Genomic DNA, 17,943 nt, shown 5'->3' with positions numbered 1-17,943 from the left:
CCCCCCTCTCGTACAGCCATGCTACGGGCTGCCACCGACATGCCCCGGGCTGCCTACGATGAACCCCAGACCTGCCCGCACGCGCGTCCCGACGGAGACTCCTCATGCCCGATCTGCACCCCTTCATCGCGGGGCTGCCCAAAGCCGAACTCCACGTCCACCACGTCGGTTCGGCCTCGCCGCGCATCGTGGCCGACCTGGCCGCCCGGCACCCCGACTCCGCGGTCCCGACCGACCCCGAGGCGCTGGCCGACTACTTCACCTTCACCGACTTCGCGCACTTCATCGAGGTGTACCTGTCGGTCGTCGACCTGATCCGCACGCCGGACGACGTCCGCCTCCTGACATACGAAGTCGCCCGTGACATGGCCCGGCAGAACATCCGGTACGCCGAACTCACCATCACCCCCTACTCCTCCACCAGCCGCGGCATCGAGGAGAAGGCCTTCATGGAGGCCATCGAGGACGCCCGCAGGGCCGCCGAGAGCGAGCTCGGCGTCATCCTCCGCTGGTGCTTCGACATTCCCGGCGAGGCCGGCCTGGAGGCAGCCGCCGAGACGGCCCGGCTCGCGGTGGACCTGCGCCCCGAGGGCCTGGTCTCCTTCGGCCTCGGCGGTCCCGAGATCGGGGTCCCGCGCCCGCAGTTCAAGCCGTACTTCGACCGGGCCCGCGCGGCCGGTCTGCACAGCGTGCCGCACGCCGGCGAGACCACGGGGCCGCAGACCGTCTGGGACGCGATCCGCGACCTGGGCGCCGAGCGCATCGGCCACGGCACCAGCTCCACGCAGGACCCGGAGCTGCTCGCCCACCTCGCCGAGCACCGGATCGCGCTGGAGGTCTGCCCGACCTCCAACATCGCCACGCGCGCCGTGGCGGACCTCGACGCGCACCCGATCAAGGAGATGGTCGCGGCGGGCGTGCTCGTCACCATCAACAGCGACGACCCGCCGATGTTCGGCTCCGACCTCAACAACGAGTACGCGGTGGCCGCGCGCCTTCTGGAGCTGGACGAGCGCGGTCTGGCGCAGCTCGCCAAGAACGCCGTCGAGGCCTCCTTCCTGGACCCGGCCGGCAAGGCGAAGCTGACGGCGGAGATCGACACGTACACCGAGGCGTGGCTGGCTCCCTGACACTGCGGAGAATGGGGATCATGCGCACTCAGACTGTGACCGCCGTCGGCCACCGCGGTGATCCCTACCGCGTCCGTGAGAACACCCTGACCTCGCTCCGCTCCGCCTTCGACCGCGGGGCGGACGCCGTCGAGATCGACGTACGCCTCACCCGGGACGGCGTCCCGGTGCTGCTCCACGACGACACGCTCCGGCGGCTGTGGGGCCACGACGTGCGGCTCGACGCCGTGACGGCCCCGCAGTTGCGGGAGCTGACCGGGGGCGGGGTGCCGACCCTGCGGGAGGCCCTGATGGCCACCGGCGCGGGACGCGTGATGATCGACCTGCCGGGCGCGAGCCCGGAGGGGGTCAGGGCGGTGGTGGGCCTGGTGCGCGAGTGCGGGGCGCGCGAGCGCGCGTACTACTGCGCGGGCGCGAACACGATGCTGGCCGTCCGGGCCGCCGATCCGGGCGCCGAGATCGCGCTGACCTGGACCTCGCTGAGCCCGCCGCGCCGGGTGCTGATCGACGCGGTGGCACCCGCCTGGCTCAACTACCGCTTCGGGCTGGTGCGGCGGGAGCTGGTGGACGCGCTGCACGGGGACGGGCTGCGCGTATCGGTGTGGACGCCGGACACCAAGCGGTCGATGCGCACGGTGTTGGCGGCCGGGGTGGACTCGGTCACGACGAACCGGATGGACGTGCTCACGGCCGTACGGGCCGAGTCCGACCGGTGATACCCGTGTGGGGGGATCTCGCCGGGGCCGTCCGGCGGGCCGATCCGCGCGCCCAGGACCTCGGGCTGACGCTGCTGGTGCAACTGGCCGTGACGATGCCGTTCGTGGTCCCGCGCGCGGCCGATCTGCCGCCCGCGGACTGGGCGGCGTACGCGGTGACCACGCTCGGCGTGCTGCCGCTGGTCTGGCGGCGGCGCTCTCCGGTGGGCGTGCTGGTCGCGATCCTGGCGGTCGGCGGCGTGTACAACCTGGCGGTCGACGGGCCCGGGCAGCCGATCCCCTACGCCGGTCTGATCGCCTTCTACACGGTCGCGCTGCTGTGCCCGCCCCGGGTCCGACTGGCCGTGGGCGCGCTCGCGGTCGTGACGGTCGCCGTGTCCGTGGGGTGGAACACGGGGTCCGCGCGCGAACTGCTCTTCACCCTCTTCGTCTCGGGCGCGGCCTACGCGCTGGGGCGCCTCCAGCACACCCGGCAGGCCTACACCGCCGCCGTGGAGGACCGCGCGGCCCAGCTGGAGCGGGCGAACCGGATCGAGGCGGAGCAGGCGGCCGCCCGGGAACGGGCCCGGATCGCCCGGGAGATGCACGACGTCCTCTCGCACGCCGTCAGCATCATGATCGTGCAGGCGGAGGCGGGTCCGGTGGCCGTGCGGCGGGCCCCCGAGCGGGCCGAGGCGGCCTTCGACGCCATCGCGGAGACCGGTCGGGACGCGATGGCCCAACTGCGCACGATGCTGGGCGTGCTGCGGACGGACGACGCTTCGCCGCGCCGCCCGCAGCCGGGGATCGCGGAGCTGGCGGAGCTGCTGGAGCGGGTCCGGGCCAGCGGGCTGACGGTGTCGTACGAGCGGACCGGCGCGGTCCGCGCGCTGCCCGCCGCGCTGGAGGCGACCGTGCACCGGGTGGTGCAGGAGGCGCTGACGAACGTGGTGAAGCACGCCGGGGCGGCGCGGGTGACGGTCACGCTGGAGTACGGGCCGCGGATGCTCGGGGTGACGGTGGTCGACGACGGGCGCGGCCCGGCCCGCGACGGGCGGGGCGGCCGGTCCGACGACGGGGCCGGGGGCGGGGGCGGGGCCGGCGGCGGGCACGGACTGATCGGGATCCGGGAGCGGGCCGCAGCCCACGGCGGCACGGCCCGGTGCGGTCCGGGTCCGGCCGGCCGGGGGTTCGAGGTGCACGTCAGCCTTGTAGCCTCGCCGCTGGAGGTGGGGAATTGACGATCCGTGTGGTGGTCGCGGACGACCAGGAGCTGGTGCGCGCCGGCTTCGCGATGATCCTGGACGCCCAGGAGGACATCGAGGTCGTCGCGGAGGTGGGTGACGGCGCGGCGGCGGTGGCCGCGGTGCGGGAGCTGGCCCCGGACGTGGCGCTGTTGGACGTCCGGATGCCGGTCATGGACGGGATCGGGGCGTGCCGGGCGATCACGGCGAGCAGCGGCTGCCGGACGGTGATGCTGACGACCTTCGACGCGGACGAGTACGTGTACGAGGCGCTGCACGCGGGGGCCAGCGGCTTCCTGCTGAAGGACGTGCGGCGGGACGATCTGGTGCACGCGGTACGGGTGGTGGCGGCGGGCGATTCCCTGCTGGCGCCCTCGGTGGCGCGGCGGCTGATCGAGGAGTACACGGCGGCGACGGCGCGGGGCCGGCTCGGGGCGGAGTCGGCGGCGGCGGAGTCAGTCGCGGCCGCCGAGGCCGCGCGCCGGTTGGCGGGGCTGACGGCCCGCGAGCGGGAGACCCTGCTGTACCTCGGGCGGGGACTGTCGAACGCGGAGATCGCGAGCGCGCTGGTGGTGAGCGAGCACACGGTCAAGTCGCACGTGGGGAACGTGCTGGCGAAGCTGGGGCTGCGGGACCGGATCCAGGCGGTGATCTGCGCGTACGAGACGGGGCTGATCTCGCCCTCCGGCGCCTCTCCCTCCGGGGGTTCTCCCTCTGGAGAGTGAGGGGTGGGCGTGTCGACTCCCCCGCGCCGGCTAGTTGTCACACCGCTGAAGACCCCTCTCGCTGGTGATCCACAACCACCCCTGTGAGCAGCACCATTGAGTCATCGGGGGCCGCGGTGGCCGCCGGAACTCGCAGTCACTCACAGGGGGAGACCATGAACGCTCGTACCCGCACGCTGATCGCCGCCACACTGGTCCTGGGGATCGCCTCGGGCCCCGTGCTCGCCCACGCGGCCCCGGCTCCGGCCCCTGCTTCGGCCACGGCTTCGGGGGTCGCCGCGCCCACGGTCCCGACCCCGCCGAACGCGGCGGCGCTGTCGGAGGCGATCGCCGGGCTCGGCGCCGACAACGAGCACGCGACCGCGGCCCTGGTCCGCGTGGGCGGCACCAGCGGGAGCTGGCAGGGCAGTTCGGGCGTCTCGGACGTGCGCACCGGCCGCGCGGCGATCGCGGAGGGCCGCTTCCGGGTGGGTTCGGTGACCAAGACCTTCACCGCGGCGGTGGTGCTCCAGCTGGTGGCCGAGGGCAAGGTGGGCCTGGACGAGACCGTCCAGCAGCGCCTGCCCGGCCTGCTGCCGGACACCTTCGAGCCCGTGACCGTGCGCCAGCTGCTCAACTACACGAGCGGCATCCAGTCGGCCGACGGCCCCGGCGACACCTTCGAGGACGCCTACCCCCACCGGTTCGGCATCAGCGACCCGCGCGCCATGATCGCCAACGCGGTGGCCAAGGGACCCGCCTTCGACCCGGGGACCAAGCAGGAGTACCTCAACATCGGCTACACGATCCTGGGCGTCCTGATCGAGAAGCTGACGGGCACCTCGTACGCGAAGGTGGTCGAGGCCCGGATCGCCAAGCCCCTGGGGCTGCGCGACACCTCCTCCCCCGGCCCGGTGCGCGTCCGGATCCCGGGCCCGCACAACCACGGCTACCAGGCGGTGTCGCGGGCGGACGGGACCAGCGAGCTGGTCGACGTGAGCGACTGGAACGCCTCCGCCCAGTTCGCCGCGGGCGACCTCGTCTCGACCACGGCGGATCTGGAGCGCTTCACCGTGGCCCTCTTCAGCGGGCGGCTCGTGCCGAAGGCGCAGCTGGAGGAGATGTTCACCGTGCCCGCGGTGAAGAACACGGACGGCGAGGACGCGGATCTCACCGCGGGCATGAAGCGGTTCCTGCTGCCGGGCGGGGTGGTGGCCTGGGGCAAGACGGGCGCCCGCCCCGGCTACAGCACGGTGATCGGGGGCACCCGCGACCTGTCCCGCACGCTGGTCTACTCGCTCAACTCCACGGACGCGAAGGGGCGGGAGACGAACCCGATAGCCGAGAAGCTGGTGATGGCGGCCTTCAAGAAGTGACGGCGGCCCCCGCCGACGCCGCCGACCCGGGCCCCGCCTCCGGCCCGCCGGCCAGCGCTTCCAACCGCTTGATCATCCGGCGGAGCACCAGCAGGGGGATCACCCCGAACACGCCGAACGACATGTCGATGACGCTCCACCCGAAGGGGATGCCGCGGATCGGTCCGCAGATCAGGGCCAGCGGGATGATTCCGGCGCAGGCGATCATGCCCGCCTCGACGATCCAGATGTTGCGGACCGGGTCCCGGTGGACTCCGTAGAAGAACACCGCGATCACCAGGTGGGCGAAGGCGAGCCAGTCGGTTCCGTAGAGGAGGAAGGGGTAGTCCGCGTCGGCCCGCTCCAGCCCCTCACCGACCCGCCGCAGCCACGCGTGGGACATCAAGGAGTTGGCCCAGTGCAGCTCGCTGACCAGCGGGAAGGCGGTGAGGCCGCTGAGCACCAAGCACACGATGAACAGGGCCAGCCAGGCCTTGATCCGGCGCAGCAGAACGCTTTGTTCGGTCATGGACCGAACAGTACGCCGATTTCTGAACGCGTTCAGCAAAATCTCTGAACATGTTCAGTTCTGTGTCTCAGAGACCGACGATCGCGTTCCATCGCTTCGCGAAGGACTGCCGCTCCGCCGCCGAGATGTCCCGGGCCACGACGAGCCGCTTGCGCATCTCGTCGTCGGGGAAGATCAGCGGGTTCGCGGCCAGTTCGGCGGTGTCCTTGTCGTCGGATCCGGCCAGCACCTCGCGGGCGGCGGGGACCGGGCAGACGTAGTTGACGGAGGCGGCGAGCTCGGCGGCGATCTCGGGCTGGTAGTAGTGGTCGACGAGTGCCTCGGCACTGGCCTTGTGGCGGGCCAGGTTCGGGATGAGCAGGCTCTCGGCCCACAGCTCGGCCCCTTCCTCCGGGACCACGAACTCGATGTCGGGGTTGTCCGCCTGGAGTTGGATGGCGTCGCCGGAGTAGGCCTGACAGGCGAGCACATCGCCCTTGCTGAGGTCCGAGGTGTAGTCGTTCCCCGTGAAGCGGCGGATGTGCTTCTTGCGGACCATCTCCTCCACCTGGTCGCAGATCCGGTGGAAGTCCGACTCGGTCCAGCGCGTGACGTCGACGCCGTTGCCCTGCATCAGCAGGGAGAAGGACTCGTCGAGCCCGGAGAAGAGCGTCACCTTGCCCGCGAGGTCGGGGTGCCAGAGCTCCTTGGTGGACTTGATCTCCCGCCCCAGCGCCTTGCGGTTGTAGGCGATGCCGGTGATCCCGGACTGCCAGGGGACCGTGTGCAGGCGCCCCTGGTCGAAGGCCGGGGAACGCAGCTGCGGGTCCAGGTACTTCGCCACGTTCGGCTGGGCCCCGCGGTTCATGGTCTGGGCCCAGCCGAGCCGGACGAACCGGGCCGCCATCCAGTCGCTGACCACCACCAGGTCGCGGCCGGTCTCCTGGTGGTTCATCAGGGCCGGGCTGACCTTGCCGAAGAACTCGTCGTTGTCGTTGATCTCCTCGGTGTACTTCACCTCGATCCCGGTCCGCTTCGAGAAGGCGTCCAGCGTCGGGCGCCGGGTCTCGTCCTCCTCATCGGTGTCGATGTAGAGCGGCCAGTTCGCGAAGGCCAGGCTCCGGTCGGCACCGGAGCGGTCCGTGCCTTCCCGTCGGCCCTCCGGGACATAGGCGGCGGGCACGCCACAACCGACGAGGCCGGCCAGCAGGCCCGCGGCGCCGAGGCCGCGCAGGGCCGCGCGGCGGGAGAGAGCGAGTTCAGGCATGCGCACAGACTGGGCGAACGCGAAGGGGCGGGCAATAGACATGTTGTCTACTGCCCGCCCCTTGAGCGAACGGCGGTGAACGATGCGCCGACGGGTCGGCGACCGGTCAGCCGTCGAGCGAGGTCATCACGTGCTTGATCCGGGTGTAGTCCTCGAAGCCGTAGGCCGAGAGGTCCTTGCCGTAGCCGGACTTCTTGTACCCGCCGTGCGGCATCTCGGCGACGAGCGGGATGTGGGTGTTGATCCACACGCAGCCGAAGTCCAGGTTCTTGGACATGCGCATCGCGCGGCCGTGGTTCTTGGTCCACACGGAGGAGGCGAGGGCGAACTCGACGCCGTTCGCGTACTCCAGGGCCTGCGACTCGTCCGTGAAGGACTGGACGGTGATGACGGGCCCGAAGACCTCGTTCTGGATGATCTCGTCGTCCTGCTTCAGGCCGGAGACCACGGTCGGGGCGTAGAAGTAGCCCTTCTCGCCGACCCGGTGGCCACCCGCCTCCACCTTGGCGTGCGCGGGCAGGCGCTCGATGAAGCCCGCGACCTGCTTCAGCTGGTTCGGGTTGTTCAGCGGGCCGTAGAGCACGTCCTCGTCGTCCGGCTGACCGGTCTTGGTGTCGGCCGCGTTCTTGGCGAGCGCCGCGACGAACTCGTCGTGGATCGACTCGTGGACGAGGACGCGGGTCGCGGCGGTGCAGTCCTGGCCCGCGTTGAAGAAGCCGGCGACCGCGATGTCCTCGGCGGCCTTGGCGATGTCGGCGTCCTCGAAGACGACGACCGGGGCCTTGCCGCCCAGCTCCAGGTGGACGCGCTTGACGTCCTTGGCGGCGCTCTCGGCGACCTGCATGCCCGCGCGCACCGAACCGGTGATGGAGGCCATCGCCGGGGTGGCGTGCTCGACCATCGCCTTGCCGGTCTCCCGGTCACCGCACACGACGTTGAAGACGCCCTTGGGCAGGATCGAGTCGATGATCTCGGCCATCAGGATCGTGGAGGCCGGGGTGGTGTCCGACGGCTTGAGGACCACGGTGTTGCCCGCCGCGATGGCCGGGGCGAACTTCCACACGGCCATCATCATCGGGTAGTTCCACGGCGCGACCTGCGCGCAGACGCCGACCGGCTCGCGGCGCACGATGGAGGTCATGCCCTCCATGTACTCGCCGGCCGAACGGCCTTCCAGCAGACGGGCGGCGCCCGCGAAGAAGCGGATCTGGTCCACCATCGGCGGCAGCTCCTCGCTGGCCGTGAGGCCCAGCGGCTTGCCGGTGTTCTCGGACTCGGTGGCCACCAGCTCCTCGGCGCGCGCCTCGAAGGCGTCCGCGATCTTCAGGAGGGCCTTCTGGCGCTCGGCGGGGGTGGTGTCGCGCCAGCCCGGGAAAGCCGCGGCGGCGGCGGCCATGGCGGCGTCGACGTCATCCTGCCCGGACAGCGGGGCGCTGGCGTACACCTCGCCGGTGGCGGGGTTGACCACCTCGGTGGTCCGCCCGTCGGCGGCGTCCTTGAACTCCCCGCCGATGTAGTTGCGCAGACGACGCAGTTCGCTGGTCACTACGGCCACTCTCCTGATCACATGTCCAATGGTTGAGACAAAACCCCAGCCTAGCCGCTGCGGAGACGCTTTCGACAGAGCCGGACGCCACGAACTACGAAATCCGCGCAATCGGAGACCCTGAACAACGAATTACATCGGTTACCGCTTGCGGAACAGACGACTCCTCGTGCACAGTGAGGTCGTGGTCAGTCGAAGCGCAGATTCCAGGAACAGACAACCGTCCCCTTCGGTCGATGCTGTGTCCCTGGCGATCATCGAGCAACTGCAAGAGGACGGCCGCCGCCCCTACGCGGCGATCGGCAAGGCCGTCGGCCTCTCCGAAGCCGCCGTGCGCCAGCGCGTGCAGAAGCTCCTCGACCAGGGCGTCATGCAGATCGTGGCCGTCACCGACCCGCTCACCGTGGGCCTGCGGCGTCAGGCGATGGTCGGCATCAACGTCGAGGGAGACCTCGACCCGGTGGCCGACGCGCTGACCGCGATGGCCGAGTGCGAGTACGTGGTGATGACCGCGGGCTCCTTCGACCTGATGGTGGAGATCGTCTGCGAGGACGACGACCACCTGCTCGACACGATCAACAAGAAGATCCGCGCGCTCCCCGGCGTGCGATCAACCGAAAGCTTCGTTTACCTGAAGCTGAAGAAGCAGACCTACATGTGGGGAACCCGATAACCGTGAGCCAGGACCTCTCCAAGACCGCGTACGACCACCTGTGGATGCACTTCACCCGCATGTCGTCCTACGAGAACGCGCCCGTCCCCACCATCGTCCGGGGCGAGGGCACCTACATCTGGGACGACAAGGGCAAGCGCTACCTGGACGGTCTCGCCGGACTGTTCGTGGTCAACGCCGGTCACGGCCGCAAGGAACTGGCCGAGGTCGCCTACAAGCAGGCGCAGGAACTCGCGTTCTTCCCCATCTGGTCGTACGCGCACCCCAAGGCCGTCGAGCTGGCCGAGCGCCTCGCCCACTACGCCCCCGGCGACCTGAACAAGGTCTTCTTCACCACGGGTGGCGGCGAGGCCGTCGAGACCGCGTGGAAGCTCGCCAAGCAGTACTTCAAGCTGCAGGGCAAGCACACCAAGTACAAGGTCATCTCGCGTGCGGTGGCCTACCACGGCACCCCGCAGGGCGCCCTGTCCATCACCGGCCTGCCGGCGCTCAAGGCCCCCTTCGAGCCGCTGGTACCCGGCGCGCACAAGGTGGTCAACACCAACATCTACCGCGCCCCGATCCACGGCGACGACCCGGTGGCCTACGGCCGCTGGTGCGCCGACCAGATCGAGCAGGAGATCCTGTTCGAGGGCGCGGACACCGTCGCCGCCGTCTTCCTGGAGCCGGTGCAGAACGCCGGTGGCTGCTTCCCGCCGCCGCCCGGCTACTTCCAGCGCGTCCGCGAGATCTGCGACCAGTACGACGTACTGCTCGTCTCCGACGAGACGATCTGCGCCTTCGGCCGTCTGGGCACGATGTTCGCCTGTGACAAGTTCGACTACGTGCCGGACATGATCACCTGCGCCAAGGGCATGACCTCGGGCTACTCCCCGATCGGTGCCTGCATCATCTCGGACAAGCTCGCCGAGCCGTTCTACAAGGGTGACAACACCTTCCTGCACGGCTACACCTTCGGTGGCCACCCGGTCTCCTCCGCCGTGGCCCTCGCCAACCTCGACATCTTCGACAAGGAAGGCCTCAACCAGCACGTGCTGGACAACGAGGACGCCTTCTTCTCGACGCTGAAGAAGCTGCACGACCTGCCGATCGTCGGTGACGTCCGCGGCAACGGCTTCTTCTACGGCATCGAGCTCGTCAAGGACAAGAACACCAAGGAGTCCTTCACGGACGAGGAGACGGAGCGCGTGCTCTACGGCTTCCTCTCCAAGGCGCTCTTCGAGAACGGCCTCTACTGCCGCGCCGACGACCGTGGCGACCCGGTCATCCAGCTGGCCCCGCCGCTGATCGCCGACCAGGGCACCTTCGACGAGATCGAAGGAATCCTGCGCTCGGTGCTCACCGAGGCGTGGACCAAGCTCTAGATCGGACCCCGGCACCGCCGGACCCCACGGCCCGGATCCTCCGTTCGAGTGAGAACGAGAGGGTCCGGGCCGTGTGCTGTAGCCAGCCAAGACGTTCATCTCTTTACATCTCATTGCGGCGCCAGTGACCAAGCGGGCTCCGCTTCGTTCCCCCGGACGGAGGTGTACGCCATGGTTGCTCCACCGGACAACGACGTGCTCTGGGCACGCTCTCTGCACTACTCCCACAGCGGATCGCCCGGCCTCATCGGTGTCTCGATCGGCGTCCGCCAGGGTGAGGTCCTCGCCGTCACGGGCCCCCGCGGCAGCGGCAAGACCACGCTGCTGCACTGCCTTGCCGGGCAGCTCGTGCCCGAACAGGGCGAGGTCTGGTTCGACGGCGTCCCCGTGCACACCATGGGGACGTTGGCCCGGGAGCGGCTGCGCCGCGACCGGTTCGGCTGGATCGGCCCCGAGCCCGGGCTGCTGCCGGAGCTGAAGGTCTGGGAGAACGCCGCGCTGCCGCTGCTCCTCGCGGGCGCCCCGCACCGCGTCGCCAAACACGCCGCCTGTGAGTGGCTGGACCGGCTCGACATCGGCGGCTTCGCCCGCAAGCGCCCCGGCGCCCTGACCCGCGCCGAGGCGCAGCGGGTCGCCCTGGCCCGGGCCCTGGTCGGCGACCCCTCGGTGATCTTCGCGGACGAACCGACGGCCCCGCTGCACCGCGCCGAGCAGGCCACCCTGCTCCGCACGCTGACCACCGCCGCCCGCTCGCACGGGATCACCGTGCTGCTGGCCACGCACGACGAGCGGACCGCCGAGGTCGCCGACCGCCGCGTGGCCCTCCTCGACGGCCGCTCGGCGGCGACGGCGGGCGCGGACCCGGGCATGGGCGCGGGCATGGGCGAGGTCCCGAGCGCGGAAGCGGACCCGAGCGGGGACGCGGACAGCGCCGCGACCGGTCCGGGGCTGCCGACGGAAGCGGAGGGTCAGGGCGCGTGCTCGCTCTCCGCCTGACCCGGGGCTCCCGGCCGCTCGTCCAGCTCCGCCGGCTGCTGGTCGCGGCCGCCTCGGCCGGTACCGGTTTCCTGCTGCTGTACGTGCTGGCGGAGGCGCTCGCCGGACCTGCCGGATCGTTCCCCCGGCTGTTGTGGGCGCTCGTCCCGCTCGCCGTGACCGTGCACTTCGCCGTCGCGGTGGCCCGTACCGACCCGGCCACCCGACCCCGCGGGGGAATGGACGCGGCCGGACTGGGGCCCGTACGCCTCGTGCTCGTCGCGGCGATCTCCACCGCCATCGCCTGCACCCTGGGCAGCGCGGTCGCCCTCGCCGCCTTCCTGCACCTGCGCGGGGAGGTCTCCGGGCTGCCCTTCGACGGGGCCGGGGCCTCGCTGCTGCACGCCGACCGGCCGCTGCCGGTGGCCGCCGCCCTCACCCTGCTCGCGCTGGTGCCGATCATCGCCTCGGCCACCGTGGCCCTCGCCCTGCGGCCCGGGGCCCGGGCGCGCCGTGCCCCGCAGGCCGAACTGCCGTGGGGGATCTCACTGACCGCCTGCGGGCTGGCGGTCGAGGCCTACGCGGGCCGCGGCGGCCCCGGGATGCTCACGGGCTGGGCACTCACCGCCGTCGGCCTGTCCCTGGCCGGGCCCGGCCTGGCCTACGCCTGCGGCACCCTCGTCCAGTCGGTGCGCCCCGGCGCCACGCGGCTGCTCGCCGGCCGGATCCTCCAGGAGGAGGCGCCCCGGGTCGGCCGCCCCCTCGGCGTGGTGTGCGCGGTGGCGGCCGGGGGTCTGACCGCCCTGGCCCTGCGCGAGCAGGGCGGACTGCACGTACCGCTGGGGCCGCTGACCGGACCCGCGGCCGCGCTAGTCGGCGCCTGCGCCGCCGCGACCCTGCTGACCACCGCCGTCGAGATCCGCCAGGGCCGCTCACCGGCCCGCGAGGCGCTGCGCGGCCTGGGCGGCGCGGCCGGGGTGCTGCGCGGCGCGGTGGCGCTGCGGGCCGTCGCCCTGCTCGCGGTCTGCGTTCCGCTCAGCTGGGGTGTGGCGCAGCTGACGGTGACCGCCTTGACCCACTGACGCGGACAGCCCTTAGGGTGGGCGAAATGGCTTACCCGGACATCGAGATCGAGACCCTCGCCGAATTCGACCAGGTCGTCGCCCGCGGGGACCTGAGCGGCTACCGCATCCAGTCGGTCAACCTGCTGGAGCGCACCCTCGCCCTGCTGTCGAGCGACACCACCGCGGCCGTCTTCCTGGGCTGCCCCATGGAGCCGGACGCGGCCGCGAAGGTGCGCGCGGACGGGGCGCTGGTCTTCCCGCCGGTGCCCGACCTGCCGTTCAACCCCTACCGGGGGCTGCTCTACACCCCACAGGAGCTCTTCGCCTCGCTGTCCGCCGGGTACGAGGCCACCCCGGACGCCGAGGCGTACTCCTGGTTCCAGGAGACGAAGGCCGACGGCGACGTCTTCTCCTCCATGCTGCGGTCCATCCACGACGACGCCATCTCGGACGCCCTGGACGAGCACCTCGCGGGCGCGCGGGTGGTGGGCGTCATGGGCGGGCACGCCATGGCCCGCGGCGGCCCGGCCTACGCGGGCGCGGCCCGACTGGGCCGGAGCCTGGCCCGGACCGGGCTGACCGTGGCCACCGGCGGCGGCCCCGGCGCGATGGAGGCGGCGAACCTCGGTGCGTACCTGGCCCCGGCCGCGGACGACGCGCTCACGGAGGCCCTGAAGATGCTGGCCGAGGCGCCGTCGTTCGCCCCGTCGGTCTCCGAGTGGGCACGGGCCGCCTTCGCCGTGCGGGAGCGCTGGCCCGACGGGGGCGACTCGGTGGGCATCCCGACCTGGTTCTACGGCCACGAGCCGCCGAACGCCTTCGCGGGCCACATCGCGAAGTACTTCGCGAACGCCGTCCGCGAGGACGGGCTCCTCGCCCGGTCCAACGCGGGCGTGGTCTTCCTGCCGGGCGCGGCGGGGACCGTCCAGGAGATCTTCGACAGCGCCACCCCGAACTACTACGGGTCGCGCGGCGAGCCCGCCCCGATGATCCTGGTCGACCGGGAGCACTGGACCGAGCGGCTCCCGGCGTGGCCACTGCTCCAGGCCCTGGCGGCGGGCCGGCCGATGGAGTCCCGGATCGCCCTGGTCGACTCCGTCGACGAGGTTCCGGCGACACTCGCGTCATTCGTTTAGGGGTACGAGGCAACTTCCGGGGCCGATAGGCCGTCTGGCATAGGTAATAGATACGTAAAAACCTGCCAGACGTGAACGGAGCCCTCTGTGCTCATAGGCCTGCTGACCGCTGTCGCGGCTTCCATCTGCTACGGCACGGGATCCGTCCTACAAGCCGTGGGCTCCCGCAAGGCGGCCCGGAGTTCCGATGCGGGCGCGGGGGTCACCCAGCACGGGGGCCCGAACCTCGCCTCCACCGCGAAAGCGGCGATGACCTGGGAGTTCATCGTCGGCACCATCCTGGACTTCGTGGGGTTCGGGCTCGGTGCGCTGGCCGCCCGGCTGCTGCCGCTGTTCCTTTCCCAGACGGTCATCAGCGCCAACCTGGTGGTCACCGCCGTGCTGAGCGTGAAGATGCTCGGCATCCGACTGACCCGCAAGGAGTGGACCTCGATCGGTGTCGTCTGCAGCGCGCTGGTGCTGCTGGCGACGGCCGCGGGCCACGAGGGCGGACACCACGCCGCCGCCGCGACGCACTGGTGGCTGCTGGCGGTGACCGTGCTGATCATCGGCGGCGGCACGGTGGCCGTGCGGTTCCTCGGCGGGCGGGCGGCGATCCTGGCGGGTCTGCTGTCCGGCCTGGCGTTCGGTGCGCTGGGCGTGGGCGTGCGCATCCTGGACGGCGTCGAGCCGTTCTCGCTCGGTGCGCTGCTGGCGGACCCGGCCTTTTACGCGATCTTCCTCGCCGGGACCGGCGGCATGTACCTGCACACCGTGGCCCTGCAGATCGGCTCGGTGAACGGTGCGACGGCGGCGCTGGTCGTGGGCGAGACGGTGCTGCCGGGGGCCATCGGCGTCCTGTGGCTCGGGGACGCGTCCCGGCCGGGGCTGGCGTGGTTGGCCGTACTGGGCTTCGTCCTGGCCGTGGCGGGTGCGGTGGCGGTGGCCTGGTTCGGCAACCACGAGGGCGCCGACCCCGAAGCCGCGCCCAGCACCAGGACGGACCCCCCGGTCCCGGTCCCCTGACGACCCCCACCCCGGGCCCCGGGCCACTCTCCCCGCCGTGGTCCGGCCCGGGCCGGTCTCGGCACCCCCGAAGCCCGGCCGCGCCCCGGCCCGGGCCGGTCTGGCCATCACCGTGGTCCGGGCCTCACCCCGGCCCGGGCCGGTCTGGCCATCACCGTGGTCCGGGCCTCGCCCCGGCCCGGGCCGGTCTCGCCTCCGGCGGGCCCTCAAACGCCGGGCAGGCTGGATGTGCCCTCAGGGCACTCCAGGCCAGCCCGGGGTACCTCCCAGCGGTAGCCCGGGGGACCCCACCCAACGCAGCCGAAGGCAAACCCAGCCCCGCCGGCGATTGAGGCGCATCCAGCCCCGCCGGGGTTCGAGGCACGGACGGCCCGCGCGGGCCGATCCCGCCCACGCCATTCCAGCCCCGCCGGCGTTTGAGGCGCCGCCGGAGGCACACGCGGCCCGCACGGGCCCACCGAGCCCAGGGATCCAGCCTCGGGCGGGCCCTCAAACGCCGGGCGGGCTGATTTTGCCCCGCCCAGCGGCCAGCGCCGGAGGCAGGGGGCCTACTCCGGGGGGAGGACGACCACCTCGGACGGGGTGAAGGTGACCGCGACCCGGTCCCCCGGCCCCGGCGCCCCCGCCCACCCGCACTCGGCCTCCAGCACCGGCCCCGAAGCCGCCCGCAGCCGCAACGCCACGTGCGTCCCCCGGAACGTCCGCGCCTCCACCACGCACCCCAGCCCGGAGGCCCCCGGCACCACCCCCGCCGACCGCACCAGCACCCGGCACGGCCCCTGCGGGGACCCCTCCGGCACCGGGATCCGGCCCCAGACGGTCTGCGCCACGCCCCCCGAGACCTCCGCCGGAACCACGTTCTCGAAGCCGAGGAACCGCGCCACGAACTCCGACGCGGGCCGCTGCCAGACCTCCAGCGGGGTCCCGACCTGGGCGATCCGCCCCGCCCGCATGACCACCACCCGGTCGGCGAGCGCGAACGCCTCGCCCTGGTCGTGCGTCACGGCGAGCACGGTCGTACCGAGCCGGGAGAACAGCTCCCGCAGCTCGACGACGAGTCGCTCCCGCAGCCCCCGGTCCAGCTGCCCCAGCGGCTCGTCGAGCATCAGCAGCCGCGGCGACGGAGCCAGCGCCCGGGCCAGCGCCACCCGCTGCTGTTCGCCGCCGGAGAGGGAGGCCACCGCCCGGCGCTGCGCCCCCGGCAGGCCGACCAGCTCCAGCAGCTCCGCCACCCGGGCCTCGTACGACGTCCGTGCCGCGCCCTGCATCCGCAGGCCGAAGGCCACGTTCCCGCCGACGTCGCGGTGCGGGAAGAGCTGGTGGTCCTGGAACATCAGGCCCACCCCGCGCCGGTGCACCGGCACCCCGCGCTGGTCGGCCCCGCCGAGGCGCACCCGCCCGGCCGCGGTCGCCTGGAGTCCGGCGACCACCCGCAGCAGCGTGGACTTCCCGCTGCCGCTCGGCCCGAGCACGCACACGGTCTCGTGCTCGGCGACCGCCAGGTCCACGGCGTCCACGACCGCGCGCTCGCCGAAGCGCACCGACACTCCGCTCAGTTCCAGCAGGGTCATCAGAACTCTCCGGAGGTCTTGTCGGGGCGCAGCCGCTCCAGCACCAGCAAGGACGCCGCGCACACCAGCATCAGGATCGTGCTCAGGGCCATCGCCTGCCCGTAGTTCATCTCGCCCGCGCGCCCCAGCAGCCGGGCCACGGCCACGGGCAGCGTCGGGTGGTCGGGCCGGGCGATGAAGACGGTCGCCCCGAACTCGCCGAGCGAGACCGCGAAGGCGAAGCCGGCGGCGATCAGCAGCGCCCGCCGCACCAGCGGCAGGTCCACCTCCCGCCAGGCCCGCAGCGGCGAGGCCCCCAGCACCGCCGCGGCCTCGCGCAGCCGGCCGTCCACCGCGCGCAGTACGGGCAGCATGGTCCGTACAACGAAGGGGACGCCGACCAGCGCCTGGGCCAGCGGCACCAGGATCCACGAGGTGCGCAGGTCCAGCGGCGGCTCGTCCAGGGTGATCAGGAAGCCGAATCCGACCGTCACGGCCGATACGCCCAGCGGAACCATCAACAGCGCGTCGAACCCGCGCACGAAGCGGCCCCCGCGCCGGGTGAGCGCCGCTGCCGCGAGCCCCCCGACGACCAGGGCGATGGCGGTGGCGGCCAGGGCGTACTGGAGGGAGTTCCAGATCGCCTCCAGCGGCGGCACCAGGAAGGTCCCGCCGCCGGCGCCCGCCTCTTGCAGGGCCCGGTAGTAGCGGAAGCCGTAGCCCCCGGGCGTGTCGAAGGACCGTTCGACCAGGACCCCGAGCGGCAGCACGATCAGCAGGGCGACCGTCAGCAGGACCGCGCCGAGCAGCAGCCGCTGCCCGATGCCGCGCGGCCGCTGCGCCGTCCCGGCGGGATCGACCAGCCGCAGCGCGGTCTCCCGCTTGCGCACGGTCCAGGCGTGCACGCCGAGGATCGCGCCGACGGCCACGAACTGCACCATCGTGAGGACGGCGGCGGTCGGCAGGTCGAGGAGCTGTGCGGTCTGCCGGTAGACCTCCACCTCCAGGGTGGAGTACGCCGGTCCGCCGAGGATCTGCACGACGCCGAAGGAGGTGAAGGTGAACAGGAAGACCATCAGGGCGGCCGCGGCGACGGCCGGGCCGAGCGCCGGCAGGGTCAACCGGCGCCAGGCGGCGAACCGCCCCGCCCCGAGCACCCGGGCGGCCTCCTCCTGGCGCGGGTCGAGCTGCGCCCAGAGGCCGCCGACCGTGCGGACGACCACGGCGTAGTTGAAGAAGACGTGGGCGAGCAGGATCGCCCAGACGGTGGTGTCCAGCCGTACGCCCCACAGCTCGTCCAGCATCCCGCCGCGTCCGACCAGGGCCAGGAAGGCGGTGCCGACGACCACGGTGGGCAGCACGAAGGGAACGGTGACGACCGCCCGCAGCAGCTGCTTGCCGGGGAACTCGAAGCGGGCGAAGGCGTACGCACCGGGCAGCGCGATCAGCAGGGTCAGCGCGGTCGAGGCCAGCGCCTGCCAGGTGGTGAACCAGAGCACGTCGGCGATGTCGGGCCGGGCGAGGACCTCGCCGATCCGGCCGAACTGCCAGCCGTCGTCGCTCTGCAGCCCGCGGCCGACGATCGCGGCGACCGGGTAGGCGAAGAACAGGCCGAAGAAGGCGAGGGGCAGGGCCATCAGGGCGAGCCGCACCGCGACCGCCCGACGCCCCTCGGCGCCCGGCGGCGGCCCGACCGGACCGGACCCGGAGTCGGGCGCGGCGCCCCC

Annotated in this window: 16 protein-coding genes; 11 read left to right on the top strand and 5 right to left on the bottom strand. The window is 72.3% G+C overall.

Going from position 1 to position 17,943, the window contains the following annotated elements; all coding sequences use genetic code 11:
* Positions 1 to 104: 104 nt before the first annotated feature.
* The 5 genes from ACIQWR_RS03950 to ACIQWR_RS03930 all read left to right on the top strand — a co-directional run bounded on the left by ACIQWR_RS03950 (position 105) and on the right by ACIQWR_RS03930 (position 5,149).
* The gene (locus tag ACIQWR_RS03950) at positions 105 to 1,130 is read left to right on the top strand and encodes an adenosine deaminase (protein ID WP_404004933.1); all 1,026 of its coding nucleotides are present in this window, start codon (positions 105 to 107) and stop codon (positions 1,128 to 1,130) included.
* Between the two features lie 20 nt (positions 1,131 to 1,150).
* Positions 1,151 to 1,846 carry a glycerophosphodiester phosphodiesterase gene (locus tag ACIQWR_RS03945; RefSeq protein ID WP_404004932.1) on the top strand — a complete coding sequence of 232 codons (696 nt, stop codon included), beginning with the start codon at positions 1,151 to 1,153 and terminating at the stop codon, positions 1,844 to 1,846.
* Complete coding sequence (locus ACIQWR_RS03940) at positions 1,846 to 3,066, top strand: sensor histidine kinase (RefSeq protein WP_404005045.1); 1,221 nt, start codon at positions 1,846 to 1,848, stop codon at positions 3,064 to 3,066. The genes ACIQWR_RS03945 and ACIQWR_RS03940 overlap by 1 nt, the downstream gene beginning before the upstream one ends.
* The gene (locus ACIQWR_RS03935) at positions 3,063 to 3,794 is read left to right on the top strand and encodes a response regulator (RefSeq protein WP_404004931.1); all 732 of its coding nucleotides are present in this window, start codon (positions 3,063 to 3,065) and stop codon (positions 3,792 to 3,794) included. The genes ACIQWR_RS03940 and ACIQWR_RS03935 overlap by 4 nt, the downstream gene beginning before the upstream one ends.
* Positions 3,795 to 3,949: 155 nt before the next feature.
* Complete coding sequence (locus tag ACIQWR_RS03930; protein ID WP_404004930.1) at positions 3,950 to 5,149, top strand: serine hydrolase domain-containing protein; 1,200 nt, start codon at positions 3,950 to 3,952, stop codon at positions 5,147 to 5,149.
* Here the strand turns inward: ACIQWR_RS03930 and ACIQWR_RS03925 are convergent.
* The 3 genes from ACIQWR_RS03925 to ACIQWR_RS03915 form a co-directional block, all read right to left on the bottom strand.
* The gene (locus tag ACIQWR_RS03925) at positions 5,139 to 5,657 is read right to left on the bottom strand and encodes a hypothetical protein (RefSeq protein WP_404004929.1); all 519 of its coding nucleotides are present in this window, start codon (positions 5,655 to 5,657) and stop codon (positions 5,139 to 5,141) included. The genes ACIQWR_RS03930 and ACIQWR_RS03925 overlap by 11 nt on opposite strands.
* A gap of 67 nt (positions 5,658 to 5,724) precedes the next feature.
* Positions 5,725 to 6,903 carry a spermidine/putrescine ABC transporter substrate-binding protein gene (locus ACIQWR_RS03920; RefSeq protein WP_404004928.1) on the bottom strand — a complete coding sequence of 393 codons (1,179 nt, stop codon included), beginning with the start codon at positions 6,901 to 6,903 and terminating at the stop codon, positions 5,725 to 5,727.
* Positions 6,904 to 7,009: 106 nt separating this feature from the next.
* Entirely contained in the window at positions 7,010 to 8,449 is a 1,440-nt protein-coding gene (locus ACIQWR_RS03915) for a gamma-aminobutyraldehyde dehydrogenase (RefSeq protein ID WP_404004926.1), read from the bottom strand.
* Positions 8,450 to 8,618: 169 nt separating this feature from the next.
* On the opposite strand from ACIQWR_RS03915, the gene ACIQWR_RS03910 reads away from it, so the two are divergent.
* The 6 genes from ACIQWR_RS03910 (at position 8,619) to ACIQWR_RS03885 (ending at position 14,666) form a co-directional block, all read left to right on the top strand.
* Entirely contained in the window at positions 8,619 to 9,122 is a 504-nt protein-coding gene (locus tag ACIQWR_RS03910; protein ID WP_037791052.1) for an Lrp/AsnC family transcriptional regulator, read from the top strand.
* Positions 9,107 to 10,486 (top strand): aspartate aminotransferase family protein, encoded by a 1,380-nt coding sequence (locus tag ACIQWR_RS03905; RefSeq protein ID WP_399265762.1) that lies wholly within the window; start codon positions 9,107 to 9,109, stop codon positions 10,484 to 10,486. Before ACIQWR_RS03910 ends, ACIQWR_RS03905 begins: the two co-directional genes overlap by 16 nt.
* Positions 10,487 to 10,657: 171 nt before the next feature.
* On the top strand, positions 10,658 to 11,482 hold the full coding sequence (locus tag ACIQWR_RS03900) for an ABC transporter ATP-binding protein (protein WP_404004924.1): 825 nt from the start codon (positions 10,658 to 10,660) through the stop codon (positions 11,480 to 11,482).
* Complete coding sequence (locus tag ACIQWR_RS03895; RefSeq protein WP_404004923.1) at positions 11,464 to 12,543, top strand: hypothetical protein; 1,080 nt, start codon at positions 11,464 to 11,466, stop codon at positions 12,541 to 12,543. The genes ACIQWR_RS03900 and ACIQWR_RS03895 overlap by 19 nt, the downstream gene beginning before the upstream one ends.
* Before the next feature lie 26 nt (positions 12,544 to 12,569).
* Positions 12,570 to 13,661 (top strand): LOG family protein, encoded by a 1,092-nt coding sequence (locus ACIQWR_RS03890; RefSeq protein WP_404004922.1) that lies wholly within the window; start codon positions 12,570 to 12,572, stop codon positions 13,659 to 13,661.
* Between the two features lie 87 nt (positions 13,662 to 13,748).
* Entirely contained in the window at positions 13,749 to 14,666 is a 918-nt protein-coding gene (locus tag ACIQWR_RS03885; RefSeq protein WP_404004921.1) for a hypothetical protein, read from the top strand.
* Positions 14,667 to 15,214: 548 nt separating this feature from the next.
* Here the strand turns inward: ACIQWR_RS03885 and ACIQWR_RS03880 are convergent.
* Entirely contained in the window at positions 15,215 to 16,237 is a 1,023-nt protein-coding gene (locus ACIQWR_RS03880) for an ABC transporter ATP-binding protein (RefSeq protein WP_404004920.1), read from the bottom strand.
* A complete protein-coding gene (locus ACIQWR_RS03875; protein ID WP_404005043.1) occupies positions 16,237 to 17,853 on the bottom strand; it encodes an ABC transporter permease in 1,617 nt (538 codons plus the stop codon). The genes ACIQWR_RS03880 and ACIQWR_RS03875 overlap by 1 nt, the downstream gene beginning before the upstream one ends.
* Positions 17,854 to 17,943: the final 90 nt, after the last annotated feature.

Origin of the sequence: Streptomyces sp. NPDC098789, from assembly GCF_044759975.1 — a bacterium.
In the GTDB taxonomy this organism is placed as follows: Bacteria; Actinomycetota; Actinomycetes; order Streptomycetales; family Streptomycetaceae; genus Streptomyces.
This window is presented reverse-complemented; position numbering and strand designations above follow the sequence as displayed.

Bases quoted from the DNA above. Each gene is read 5' to 3' on its own strand.
- ACIQWR_RS03880 (WP_404004920.1), bottom strand. From the start codon at position 16,237: ATGACCCTGCTGGAACTGAGCGGAGTGTCGGTGCGCTTCGGCGAGCGC.
- ACIQWR_RS03875 (WP_404005043.1), bottom strand. From the start codon at position 17,853: ATGGCCCTGCCCCTCGCCTTCTTCGGCCTGTTCTTCGCCTACCCGGTC.
- ACIQWR_RS03950 (WP_404004933.1), top strand. From the start codon at position 105: ATGCCCGATCTGCACCCCTTCATCGCGGGGCTGCCCAAAGCCGAACTC.
- ACIQWR_RS03925 (WP_404004929.1), bottom strand. From the start codon at position 5,657: ATGACCGAACAAAGCGTTCTGCTGCGCCGGATCAAGGCCTGGCTGGCC.
- ACIQWR_RS03920 (WP_404004928.1), bottom strand. From the start codon at position 6,903: ATGCCTGAACTCGCTCTCTCCCGCCGCGCGGCCCTGCGCGGCCTCGGC.
- ACIQWR_RS03890 (WP_404004922.1), top strand. From the start codon at position 12,570: ATGGCTTACCCGGACATCGAGATCGAGACCCTCGCCGAATTCGACCAG.
- ACIQWR_RS03930 (WP_404004930.1), top strand. From the start codon at position 3,950: ATGAACGCTCGTACCCGCACGCTGATCGCCGCCACACTGGTCCTGGGG.
- ACIQWR_RS03900 (WP_404004924.1), top strand. From the start codon at position 10,658: ATGGTTGCTCCACCGGACAACGACGTGCTCTGGGCACGCTCTCTGCAC.
- ACIQWR_RS03945 (WP_404004932.1), top strand. From the start codon at position 1,151: ATGCGCACTCAGACTGTGACCGCCGTCGGCCACCGCGGTGATCCCTAC.